The sequence below is a fragment of the Paenibacillus sp. FSL L8-0644 genome (assembly GCF_038008165.1).
GTDB lineage: Bacteria > Bacillota > Bacilli > Paenibacillales > Paenibacillaceae > Paenibacillus > Paenibacillus polymyxa_D.
In genome coordinates, this window is the sequence record NZ_JBBOYN010000002.1 from 91,109 (window position 1) to 103,099 (window position 11,991).

The window sequence follows — 11,991 nt, forward strand, 5'->3', positions numbered from 1 at the left end:
CGTAGGCTTCATAGTATATACCTATGGCCTTGATTGTATTTTCATCTTGGACGGGCTCGAAAGTAGCGTCTTATAATGGAAAATGTCATTACAGAAAGGATGGGTGGAATTCATGATTCAAATCGTACTTTCAACTCTATTATCGGTTATCGTTCCGCTGTCCATTCCGGTGATCGCCGGATTTTTACTTGGAAAATTCATGAAGCTGGAAACGAAACCGCTCTCGACTTTGTATTTATATTTTTTAAGCCCCGCCATGATTCTGGACACGCTACTCAAAGCACAGCTTACCTGGCATGATGTGGCGCAGACTGCCGCTTTTTCAATATTAAACCTGCTGCTGTTGTGGGGAATTGCACAATTAGCAGGGAAAATCTTTAGACTGAGCACTCCGGAAACGGCTGGACTTACCTTAATCTCCACACTCACCAATAGTGCAAATTATGGCCTGCCCCTAATTTTACTTGCCTTTGGGCAGCTCGGTCTGGATAAAGCCTCCGTGTATGTCGTCATCCAGATAATTATAGTCAATACCATTGGCGTTTATTTTGCAGCCCGCTCTGAATTTTCTGTTCAAAGTGCTGTTAAGTCGGTGTTTTCACTTCCTGCGATCTATGCAGCTCTACTCGCCATGGGACTGCGGCTACTGGACTGGCATCTTCCCTCAGGGATTCAATCAGGCGTCTCGATGATTGCTGCTGCCTATTCTCCGGTCGTGCTGGCGATTCTGGGTACCCAGATGGCTTATGTAAAAATATTTAAGTTGGAGTCGTCTATTAAAAAAGCCAGCTACGCCGGACTAACAATTCGGCTTCTACTCTCCCCGCTTGCGGCTTGTCTTGCTATGCTGATACTGGGAATTTCAGGTCTTTTGTTCTCCGTTCTCTTCATTCTCGCCTCAATGCCGGTTGCTGTAAATGCTGTCATTTTAGCAGAAAAATTTAACGCATCGCCAAAACTGGTTTCCACCTGCATCCTGTGGAGCACGCTTGCCTCATTCCTGATATTGCCTATTCTGATTATGTTGGTAGCAGGTTAGCGAGAAAAAAAAGACTCTCTACACCATAGAGAGCCATGCGCGATTCTGTCTCCATTCTACTTGCACAGGCGTTTCAAAAAAAGCACTAAGCGTTTCACTGCTTAGAATATCAGTCGTTTTACCTTTAGCAAATACCGTGCCCCGGCGGATTAAAATCGTATGCGTGTACATCGGTAGAATTTCTTCGATATGATGTGTAACATACAGTAAATTCGGCGAAGCCGGCGACTCCGATAACTGGCGAATGCTATCCAGCAATGCTTCCCGGGAAAAAAAGTCCAAACCATTACACGCCTCGTCCAAAATCAGTAGCTTGGGCGAGGCCATTAATGCGCGGGCGATAAGCACTTTCTGCTTTTCTCCCTGTGAGCATCCCTGATACAACCGATCCACGAGATGAGCACACCCCAGTTGCGTCATAAGCTGAACGGCCTGTTCATAATCTGTATCCGTCGTCTGATCATAAAGTCCAATGGAGGCAAATTTGCCACTAATAACAACATCCTGCGTACGCTGACTCCCATTAATTCTTTCCTGTAAAGAGGAACTGACCCAACCAATAGATTTGCGCAGCTCCCTCAGATCCACATCCCCAAAGGTATGGCCCAATACACCAACACTACCTGTGGTTGGCCATATGTAACCGTTAATCATATTGAGCATCGTTGTTTTACCTGACCCATTCAAGCCGAGTACAGCCCAGTGCTCTCCCTCAGCTACCTGCCAGTTGATTTGATCCAGTATGGTGCGGTTATCTCTCTTCCAGCTTACATTGTTAAGTTCAATGACAGAATTCATGGCTGCACATCCTTTCTATTCATCGTATCATCTGATGTTTATACGCATAGTAAAGATCATCGTTCGTACGTCTAGCTTCTCTTTCATGTAAGCATAGCACAGGGTCACAGGTTGTTCAATTTTAAATTGCCCACTCCATTGTTCATATAGGAGTGGGCTGGCAATGTAGTAATCTACTGGTCAAGATATTTTTTCTTTTTTAGGATCTTTAACTACTTTCTTATCTTTATTTTTATTTTTATCTTTGCTTGGGACGGTGACTTTCCTTTTTTCATTAGCCAGCCGCCAATAGCTTAATACTTTACGGTACATCGACTTATCTGATAATTGGTTAAAAATATATGGGTCTGGCTTCGTATTCACCTCAATAATCCATGGGGTAAAGCGATGATCCAGTCCAATATCCACACCAATTTGCCGGAAATTTGGATATGTTTTTTGCAGTTGCTTGGCGATGGTAAGACCCAGTTCATTTAGTTTCTTGACCAGCTCCGCCTGTTTGCTTTGCGATAAATGGGATTTTAGTAACTGCTCCAAGGCCATCGGCTTACCACCACTATGATAGTTAGTCACGATTTTACGGGGATGACCCAGACGTCCAATAATTCCAGTAGACTCCCATAGCCCTTTTTCATTACGCTGCACCATGACCCGAATATCAAAATAACGCATTTGATGGCGTAGTAAATGGATTCCCTTTTGAATAAGATAACTTTTCTTCCCCGTATGTTTCGATAGGCTGGTATATAGTGCATCCAAATGTTTAAATTCTTGACGCGTTTCCTCATATTGATAGGCGAAACGCTGGCCAGCCTCCTGCTCTACTCTCATTACACCTTTACCAAAGGTACCTCGCTCGGGTTTTACATAGACCATACCGTATTTCTCCAGCATTGACTTCAAATTTGCTTTGTTATATTTGCGAGTTTCTGGTACATAAGGTTTGATGCTTCCATTCTGAAGCAACAATTGGGTTTTATGCCATTTGCTGCGCGACGCCTGCGCTTGTGAAGAATTCACTTGCCCCTCTCCTCTCTACTCTCAGGTAGAACGCTCTTGTTAAAAAAGATCAATCTATCGTATGCGCTAACTCCCCATTCGAAGCTTCATCAGCCCTGTCCTGCATAGAAATGGACGTTTGACCTTGCCCGGTCGAAAGCGCCTGTCCAAGCATACGATATTGGGAGACGCTGGGAGCGTATATTTGCACATATAGGGAGTGAATAACATGTCAGCGCAATCGGATGGTCCACGGAAGGGTTCCCTTACAATCGATGTTCTGATTCCCGCAATTGATAAAGATATTGCCACACTACCGCTGGTAATTGACAGTCTGCGCCGTCACGTGCAGCACCGAATTGGAAATATTTATATCGTTTCACCGCAAAGCACCGGGATTCGCCGTCTGTGCGTAAACAAGAAATGTACATTTATAGACGAAAAAACGGTGCTGCCCATTACCAAAAAACATATCCATTACGGAACAACGCGCTGGGACCGTTCAGGCTGGCTGTATCAACAATTGCTCAAAATGAATGGCGACAAAATCAGTAAAGCCTCTTTTTTCCTCGTCATTGACGCGGACACGGTTTTGATTCGTCCACATACGTTCCGTAAAGACGGAAAAACGATTTTTTACTACCGCAGCTGGAGCCAGCCTGAGTATTTTCGCACCCATCACAAGCTGATGGGCGTTAAAGCTCCCTCACCAAAGTCCTTTGTTACTCATTATATGCTTTTTGAAAAAGCGCGGCTTTCCCAGCTCAAGCAAGTTATCGAGGCCCGTCATGGAAAACCTTGGTACAACGCAATTATCCACAGTATAGACCGGACAAAACAGTTTGGGTTTTCCGAATATGAAACGTATGCCAACTATTTATACAGTAATCAGCCCTCTCGGATGATTTTGCGCAAGTCATTGAATAAAGCGCTTCATCGTCGGGCTTCTTCCCTGTCGCAAAAACAATTGGATGTCTTGGCTAAGAGCTATCGCTCCTTATCTTTTCATCAACGCAAGGTGTACCAGCTTACTCCAAAAACAAAGATTGAATCATCGCTAAAATAGTTTTTAAAATCCTGCAAAATGATGCAGTCCAAAATAGATCTGCATTGAAGGAGGAAACGTCCGTGCGCATCGTATTATTATGCGGTGGTGCCGGAAAACGGCTATGGCCACTATCCAACGAAATCCGGTCGAAGCTGTTTCTCCGGTTGTTGTCCGCTCCTGACGGGCATAAGGAATCTATGCTCGGTCGGGTGTACCGTCAGCTTACCTTAACCGGGCTGGATTCCTCTGCCCTGCTTCTGGCTCATCGGAGTCAAGTAAATCTAGCCTTTCGCCATACAGAAGGTCGTCTGCCCGTTCTGGGCGAGCCTGCCAAACGTGGAACCTTCACCGCTGCTGCACTGGCAGCTGCTTATTTTCACACCAGAGGCACAGGGCTGGATGAAGTTCTCTGCATTGCCCCAGCGGACATGTTTGCAGGAGAGGATTTCTTCCATAGCATAGCAGCGCTCTCCGGCATATTGTTTGAGAGCGGAGCCGATCTGGCTATGCTTGGGACAAGGCCCACTCATCCCTCCGACCAATACGGCTACGTCGTTCCGGGTCTGCAAATGATACGGGAAGGGAAAACTTCCTATGCGCAAGTTGCTCGCTTCACAGAAAAGCCGGATCTCCCCGGAGCACAACAGCTTATTCATCAGGGCGCGCTCTGGAACTGTGGTGTTTACGCTTTTACATTACGGTATATGTTGTCCTGTATGGAGCGAAGTGATCTGCCGCTGAACGATAAAGCATTATGCGCGATGTATGATAGCCTCCCCGTTCGCAGTTTCGACGAAGAGATTGCAGAGCGTGCCGAACATGCCATCGTCCTGCCCTACGATGGCGAGTGGCACGACATCGGCAACTGGCAGGCCCTAACAGAGCAGCTAAACAGTCAAGTAATCGGGCGTGGACAGATTAGTGGGCAGACTCACGGCACGCATATCGTTAATGAGCTGCCCTATCCACTTCATGTCATTGGTGTGGAAGATATTATTGCTGCCGCGAGTCCCGATGGCATTCTCATTGCGTCCAAGAGCCATGCCCACGTAATCAAGGAGCAGCTAGGTAAACTTCAACTTCACCCCATGCATGGTGAAACCTCTTGGGGCAGTTACCGAGTGCTGGACGAATTTGATCATCGGAGTCTGAGCGATATACTGGCCATACGGCTGACGGTACTGCCAGATCAACGTTTGAATGGCCGTATTCACGGCAGTGGACTTAAAGTATGGACGATCGTGTCCGGCCGGGGAGAGGTCATGCTGAACGGAGAACGTTTTGCTGCGGCAAGCGGTTCTGTATTTAGCATTCCGGTCGATACGCATCACACAATCCGTGCCGATCTGGATACACCACTGGAGCTAATTGAGGTACGTCTGGGAAACAGCTTGGTGAACGCCTTCTATAAATCCGAGTCCTGACAACACATAGATCAGGATTTTGCAAAATTTGATTTCAGTCGCTCCAAAGTGCAATATATAGACGAACTAGACCATTTCGATCTATATATTGTTCATTGGAAGTCGCTTATTGGATTTTTGCAAAATCCTCAGATATAATGCACGCTACGGATTCTGAACGAAGGTCGCAGGTCGCACATAAAAAATCGCTCCTGAGCAAGGTGAAAAAGTCCTTGCTCCAGAAGCGATTTTATTTTGTGATGCAGTTACCTTTGACTATTCCGGCTTCTTTTAAAAAATGCTGAACGATCTCCAACTGATAGTGTATGCGTACTTTCTTGGGCAGGCTCCAACCCGTTTCCACGGTAACCGCGCGTGCACCTAAAATACGGGCTACAGCGGTGCGGGAGGAACCTGGAAGCTCATGCAGCCGAAGGTTGAAATGTCGGTCGCTCACCTGTATGGAGCGATTCATTCGCTTAATAACCCGACGAACCGCAGGAACCACCGGGTTGGCCTTGTTGGAGATTAGCGTTTGACCAAGCACCTCGGCATCCTTTTGTGACAATCCATTGGCCTCATGCAAGTCAAGATACCATTCAGGTTGATGCTTTTGTGTTAATTTGAATAGAGCAGCGGAAAGTGGTTGTGTTGCCAGCTGCTTTTTTTTGCGCGGAAAGGTTCGATTAAGATCAGGTATTCCTCTAATCCGTTTGCGGTAAGCCTTTTGGTTTACAATCGGTACAATTATAAGCTTACCCTGGCTAATTCGCAGTTTTTGCTGATTCAAAAGCTTCACCAGTTTCTCAGCAGCTCGTATGCTAGCTATTTCATTACCATGTATCCCCGCGACCACCATCACACACGGACCTTTCTGCCCCCCTGTGACTATATAATAAGGAGTTGCCCAAGAGCCATTTCCGAGCATATATCGTTTGACCTGCATCCCCTTCACCTCCGTATAGGCTGTCGTTGTCCTCTCTTCTGTTCTCGCCGACGGATGATTTCACGGTATAGTCTTAAGTAGTTACTGGTCATCTGTTTGTTGGTAAATCTTTGGTTGACATATGAACGAAGCTGCGCTGGTGACGGATAATTTTTTTGCTGTGCCTTTCCTGCCATTTGGCTAACTGATTTGCAAATCAACTGTGGAAAGCCCAAGAGTACCTCGGGAACGGAGCCGTTTTTCAATGCCAGCACCGGTGTTCCACAAGCCATGGCCTCGACCATTACGAGTCCGAATGGCTCTTCCCACAGTGTCGGAAACAGCAGACACTCTGCATGTTTCAGCAGCTTCTGTTTCTGAGCGCCTCCAACTGCACCTACATAGCGTATATTCGGATTACGCTGAATTCGTTTCTGAATCTCTTTACGGAAAAATTCTGGAGCTTTGATAGGACCTGCAATAAGCAGTTTTTTTCCTGTTCGTTCTGCAACCTGAATGGCCTGCAATACACCTTTATCTCGTATGATTCTGCCCATAAACAGCAAGTAGCCACGCTTCTCACTGCTGAACTCGTATTCATGGGTGTTGATACCATTATAGATATAAAAACCTTTGCCCCTGCCCATCAGCTGACGCGCTCGTTTACTGACATATACCGGGTTTTTACCGTGTCTCTTCACTGGAAGATGAACGGTGCATACTGATGGACAAGGCAGCTTCCTACGTCCCACAGAAGAACGAAAAGTATGATCATGAATGATATGTGTGTTGGAAGGCATATGCCGGAGTACATATTGGGGGATCTGACTTTGTTTCAAACCCTTGGGGTAGGTAATCAACCGCGCACTGCTCCTGCTCCCACGGGCGGCAAACAGCGATACATGATGCCCTCGTCTCACCAATTCCTCAGTTAATTCATGCACGACCTTTTCCGTTCCGCCTTTGTTAGAGGGTACCGGCTGTGCATCGGGATAGTTGGAAATGACCTGAACAATGGTTAGACGCCGTTTTTTGAGTGCTTTATTCTGCCTTGAAGCCATACGAATTCCCCTTCCTGACCGGAAATACGGTGTGATCCTTACGATGTCAACGGGAATCAGAGCATACTCCCGTACAAGTTATAAATTGTAGTATATAGGTATGTATATTTTGCGTGATTGCTTGTGCCAATCGTCTGCAAGTCGTTTTTTGCCATACGAGCCTATCTATAAGGGGAGTCTATACAATTTGTCAAGCTAAAATTAAGGAGAAAATTCTCATCGTTTTCTAATAAATGAGGACAAAGCGTTGGGGTAACAGGTTTTTAACCATGAGTGGTAAATTCCGGACATTTTATTTGTGTTATTGTCATTTCAGGACATCAACACAATACGAATAACGGAGGAATTTATATATGAAACGTACTTCAAAAAAATTGTGGATGGGTATTTGCTTTACTATGACTTTGGCATTGAGCGCAGGGAGCTTCGTCGTTGGGCCAGCCACCACTCATGCCGCTTCGGCAAGTAAAGCTGATCAGATTATTTCAAAAGGTTCCCAGTTTATGGGTGTGCGTTATGAGCATGGAGCCCCAGCAGGCAATACAAGATCTTTTGACTGCTCTTCGTTCACTCAATATGTATTTGCACAAAATGGCATCAAGCTTCCACGTTCGTCCAGACAGCAATCAACTGTTGGCACTTTCGTACCGCGTAGTCAGCTGAAAAAAGGCGATTTGGTCTTTTTCTATGCGCCAATTCATCATGTAGCCATTTACATGGGGAACGGCAAAATTCTGCATACGTATGGTAAAGGCGGCGTAACGGTTACAGATCTAAATTCGGGCTGGTGGAGCCGCAATTACACAACAGCACGTCGTGTCCTCTAGGATAAATTTTAGTTGATTCCCATCCACCGAATGCTTAACTTACAAATAACAATAAAAAGGGCTGTTCCGCGAGTAGATATTTCTACTGGAGGGACAGCCTTTCCTTTTGTCTTTGGGGCAGCGTGACGATGACTACCGTTCCTTCTCCTTCTACGCTCTCCATACGTATCGTACCCTGATGAGCATCTGTAATTGCCTTGGCAATCGGCAACCCCAGCCCGGTCCCTCCAGTTTTACGATGCCTGGAGCTATCTACCCGATAAAATCGTTCGAAGACCCGCTTGATCTCGCCCTCAGGTATTCCGATCCCATAATCCTTAACCCGGATATAGACATCCTTTTTATCTTTAGATAACCCTATTTCAATCTCATCCGAGCTGTATTTTAATGCATTATCCAGTAGGATCACTAGCAATTGCTTCATTTTTGTCAGGTTGGCATCCAGCCAAATTTCTTTCTCTTCGGTTAAAATAGAAATTTGACGATCATGTACAGGCTTGAGATGCGCTACTACCTGTTGACAACAACCGATCATTTCTATCCGCTCATGCGGCTCAGGGTCTTTCTGCTGTGAGGAGGCAAGAGTCAGCAACTGCTGTGTCATCGTACGCATTCGCTGAGTTTCTTCATAGATCGATTCAATGGATTCCTTATGAATGTCCTCATCACGCGTGCCCCACCGCCGCAGCATGTTGGCATAGCCCTCAATAATCATAAGTGTGGTATTCAGTTCATGTGAGGCATCTGAAACAAACTGCTGCTGGCTCTGAAAGCTTTCTTCTAATCTCTCCATCATTCGGTTAAAAGTAGCGGTCATTTGGGACAATTCATCTTGATTATGACTGCCAGCGGGGATTTTTTTAAATTTTAAGCTTCTCTCAATTTCCTGCATCGTTTGAATACTACTGGAAATCGGCAGCAATATGGCATTCGCCAAAATCGTGCTCCCTACCAAACTTAGCATCATTGCTCCTACAGTCGAAGTGATGAGAATCGTATTTAAAATATCGAGATTGGTTTCGAGTGCATCCCATTTTTCCACGATCTCCAGCGTTCCCTTCTGATTGCCCTCCGGAGAAAGCACGGGGAGATGGATTACCAGAATTTTATGACCCTGTACATCAGTCAATTGAGAGCTTTGAGAAGTGTTAAAACGAATATCGCCCAGCTTAAAGCGTGACTGGCGACTTACTTCATACAGAAGTCGGGATTGCTGATCAAACACCCTCAGAATAGTATCTCCGGAAAGCTCATCTTTCAATTTTGGACTCCATGCATTCTTCAGAATCATGGTATGTCCGGTTTCGGCAATGATTTCAGTCCACTTATTTTGCAGCACTTCTCTTTCATTTCGCGTAGCGATTTTGACGAACAACAAATGAACCGTGACATCCACAAACAGGAGTATTATCATCACTAAAATAGAACTGAGCAGGGTGATTTTGGTCCGCAGCTTCAATGTTCTTCCTCCCTGATGCAGTACCCCACACCACGTACGGTTTTAATTAATTTCTTTTTGTATCCATGATCAATTTTTTTGCGAACATACCGGATATACACATCTACGACATTCGTATCACCAACAAAATCAAACCCCCACACGTTCTGAATCATTTGATCCCGCTGCAATACCTGATTTTTGTGTTCCATCAGATAGAGAAGCAGATCATATTCTTTGGGAGTCAATTCGATTCGGTTTCCTTCCCGCACCACTGACCTAGTCTTGCGTTCCAACACCAAGCTATCCACTTGGAGCCTGGACGGTGGCTTGTCCTCTTCTTGTAAAGCAGTAGCTGTTGGCTCCATTTGATACCTCATACTGGCCCGCATCCGCGCTAATAACTCCTCGATCTCAAAAGGCTTCGTAATGTAATCATTGGCACCTTCATCCAGACCTGAAACCTTATCAGGAGTCGTGTTACGTGCAGTGACCATAATAACTGGTGTATGATTGTCCACTTTTCGAATCTGCTTTAGCACCTCGACCCCGTTCATCTCCGGCAGCATGACATCCAGAATGATGATATCCCATTTACCAGCTAGGGCTTTTTCCAATCCTTCTCTGCCTGTCTGTGCGATTTCAACTGCATATCCTTCATGGGACAACTCCAACTGAAGCAATCTGGATATCTTCTCTTCATCATCAATAACCAGCACCGACTTTTCCATCGCAAAACCACCTATTTTCTATAGAAAAAACAAATGAGTAATGGAAATGACATTCATTTTTTATTTGATTTTAAGCTTTTATCCGTGTAGTCGCTCTATAATATAACTTTGTTATTCAATTTTTTGATGTTAAGGAGTAATTTATTCATGTTAATTAATGTAGACTATGCTTTATTTCACTGGATCAATGAACTGGCTAATTCCCTCGCCTTTTTGAATGGAACCATGCTTTTCTTGGCGCAATATGTACCGTATTTATTCGGAGTGGCTTTGCTAATTTACTGGTTCACTTTTAAAATGCCGCATCGGATGATGGTTTTAGAAGCCGTCATAACGGTTTGTATCGGCTTTGTAATGAGTTGGGGCCTTGGACATTTGTTTTACAGAGATCGGCCTTTTGTCGGACATTCAGTCATTCAGCTTATTCATCATGATCCTAATGCTTCATTCCCGAGTAACCATGCACTTGGAGCTTTTGCACTGGCTGCTATTTTATGGCTTCATCATCAAAAATTTCGTGTCCTCTGGGTTATCTTGGCTGTACTCATCGCAGTATCCCGCGTGTGGACCGGAGTGCATTATCCCTCGGATATTTTGGCAGGTGCGCTTATTGGTGCAGGTTGTGCCGTCGGCGTTCATCAATTCATTCGAAGCCGGAAGCTTCCTGGCATCTTCATGCAGGCGGCTATTATATTTTATGAAAAATGGGAGCAGAAGCTGGGGCTCAAGCCTGGTGAACAGGCCAGAACCAAGATGACTGAACACACTTCCTCTGTCCAAATGAAAAGCAGACGCTAAAGCGTCTGCTTTTTTTAGAAACTTCATTATTTATGCAACCCGTTATGCTGTCGATTTGGAGCGAAGTAACAGCATTCGTCGTTCTTCGTACCGTTGATAAAACCAAATACAAGCTGCCATCCAGCAGCCACTCATAAAATAGCCACCCACAACGTCGCTAGGATAATGTACACCCAAATAAATGCGGCTCGTCCCGATTGCTACAATCAGCAGGCTGCTGAGCACAATGAGAAGGATACGCCCCAGCCTAGAAGGAACATGCTTCCACACTAAAAATGTCAGCGCCGCGTACATGCTGAAAGCTGTCATGGAATGTCCGCTTGGAAAGCTGTATCCATTCTCTTCAATAATACGGTTAATCTCCGGTCTCGCACGCTGAAAAAGCACTTTCAGTATCGTATTCAGCATTACCGATCCCAATACACCAGCCGCCAAAAAAAGCAGTTCTCTGCGGTGTCCCAATACTCTATAGAGCACGAACATGGTCGTTAAAATGATGATCACAACTGGAATCCCGCTGCCGATCATGGTGAAAAATTTCATTACACGGGTCATGGCGGGCGACTCCAGTTGTCCAATAACCGAAATAATTTCATGGTCAAAATGCCGAACTTGATGGTCACTCACCCATAATGCGATTAAGCCAAAACCCAATGCACATACTATACATGTGAGCAGAGCCAAGGAAATGGGCAGCTTTGTTGCTGTTTGCTTCATTTTCTATAGTTCCTCCATAATTTCATTGCGTGATAAAATAAAGTGCAGCATTAGCTTACAATAGGTCTTACTTTGTCCACTTTTCCCTTATCATTTCATTAAAACAATTAGTTGCTCCTCCAAATGATGAAACCCGTTTTCAAAAAATATCACTATCAGAATCATTTTATTATATAAGAATTTCATATTGACTACAAAATCGCAAGC

At 45.0% G+C, this 11,991-nt stretch carries 12 protein-coding genes; 5 read left to right on the forward strand and 7 right to left on the reverse strand.

The genetic code is table 11. The features are described from left to right. Nucleotides 1–112 precede the first annotated feature (112 nt). Complete coding sequence (locus NSS94_RS25605; RefSeq protein WP_069011667.1) at nucleotides 113–1,039, forward strand: AEC family transporter; 927 nt, start codon at nucleotides 113–115, stop codon at nucleotides 1,037–1,039. Between the two features lie 18 nt (nucleotides 1,040–1,057). Here NSS94_RS25605 and NSS94_RS25610 read toward each other — a convergent pair whose 3' ends face one another. Continuing rightward, nucleotides 1,058–1,837: an ABC transporter ATP-binding protein gene (locus NSS94_RS25610; RefSeq protein WP_029514871.1), complete on the reverse strand. Its 780-nt coding sequence runs from the start codon at nucleotides 1,835–1,837 to the stop codon at nucleotides 1,058–1,060. A gap of 180 nt (nucleotides 1,838–2,017) precedes the next feature. Next, the gene (locus NSS94_RS25615; RefSeq protein WP_341040470.1) at nucleotides 2,018–2,857 is read right to left on the reverse strand and encodes a YheC/YheD family protein; all 840 of its coding nucleotides are present in this window, start codon (nucleotides 2,855–2,857) and stop codon (nucleotides 2,018–2,020) included. Between the two features lie 208 nt (nucleotides 2,858–3,065). Here NSS94_RS25615 and NSS94_RS25620 point away from each other — a divergent pair, with 208 nt between their 5' ends. Together NSS94_RS25620 and NSS94_RS25625 are read left to right on the forward strand one after the other, a co-directional pair. Continuing rightward, complete coding sequence (locus tag NSS94_RS25620; RefSeq protein ID WP_341040471.1) at nucleotides 3,066–3,902, forward strand: DUF6492 family protein; 837 nt, start codon at nucleotides 3,066–3,068, stop codon at nucleotides 3,900–3,902. Between the two features lie 62 nt (nucleotides 3,903–3,964). Then, entirely contained in the window at nucleotides 3,965–5,308 is a 1,344-nt protein-coding gene (locus tag NSS94_RS25625) for a sugar phosphate nucleotidyltransferase (RefSeq protein WP_029514867.1), read from the forward strand. Nucleotides 5,309–5,537: 229 nt separating this feature from the next. Here NSS94_RS25625 and NSS94_RS25630 read toward each other — a convergent pair whose 3' ends face one another. Both NSS94_RS25630 and NSS94_RS25635 read right to left on the reverse strand, forming a co-directional pair. Further along, nucleotides 5,538–6,233: a succinylglutamate desuccinylase/aspartoacylase family protein gene (locus NSS94_RS25630; protein WP_069011670.1), complete on the reverse strand. Its 696-nt coding sequence runs from the start codon at nucleotides 6,231–6,233 to the stop codon at nucleotides 5,538–5,540. 5 nt (nucleotides 6,234–6,238) lie between these two features. Continuing rightward, on the reverse strand, nucleotides 6,239–7,273 hold the full coding sequence (locus tag NSS94_RS25635) for a glycosyltransferase family 4 protein (protein WP_029514864.1): 1,035 nt from the start codon (nucleotides 7,271–7,273) through the stop codon (nucleotides 6,239–6,241). Nucleotides 7,274–7,626: 353 nt separating this feature from the next. Between NSS94_RS25635 and NSS94_RS25640 the strand changes: the two genes are divergently transcribed. Next, nucleotides 7,627–8,100: a C40 family peptidase gene (locus NSS94_RS25640; RefSeq protein ID WP_029514862.1), complete on the forward strand. Its 474-nt coding sequence runs from the start codon at nucleotides 7,627–7,629 to the stop codon at nucleotides 8,098–8,100. A gap of 82 nt (nucleotides 8,101–8,182) precedes the next feature. On the opposite strand, the gene NSS94_RS25645 is transcribed toward NSS94_RS25640, so the two are convergent. Both NSS94_RS25645 and NSS94_RS25650 read right to left on the reverse strand, forming a co-directional pair. Continuing rightward, nucleotides 8,183–9,559 carry a sensor histidine kinase gene (locus NSS94_RS25645; protein WP_029514860.1) on the reverse strand — a complete coding sequence of 459 codons (1,377 nt, stop codon included), beginning with the start codon at nucleotides 9,557–9,559 and terminating at the stop codon, nucleotides 8,183–8,185. Then, nucleotides 9,556–10,269, reverse strand: a complete 714-nt coding sequence (locus NSS94_RS25650) for a response regulator transcription factor (RefSeq protein ID WP_341040472.1) — start codon at nucleotides 10,267–10,269, stop codon at nucleotides 9,556–9,558. The genes NSS94_RS25645 and NSS94_RS25650 overlap by 4 nt, the downstream gene beginning before the upstream one ends. Nucleotides 10,270–10,416: 147 nt before the next feature. On the opposite strand from NSS94_RS25650, the gene NSS94_RS25655 reads away from it, so the two are divergent. After that, nucleotides 10,417–11,067 carry an undecaprenyl-diphosphatase gene (locus NSS94_RS25655; protein ID WP_341040474.1) on the forward strand — a complete coding sequence of 217 codons (651 nt, stop codon included), beginning with the start codon at nucleotides 10,417–10,419 and terminating at the stop codon, nucleotides 11,065–11,067. A gap of 42 nt (nucleotides 11,068–11,109) precedes the next feature. Here NSS94_RS25655 and NSS94_RS25660 read toward each other — a convergent pair whose 3' ends face one another. After that, nucleotides 11,110–11,784 (reverse strand): phosphatase PAP2 family protein, encoded by a 675-nt coding sequence (locus NSS94_RS25660; RefSeq protein WP_341040476.1) that lies wholly within the window; start codon nucleotides 11,782–11,784, stop codon nucleotides 11,110–11,112. Nucleotides 11,785–11,991 lie beyond the last annotated feature (207 nt).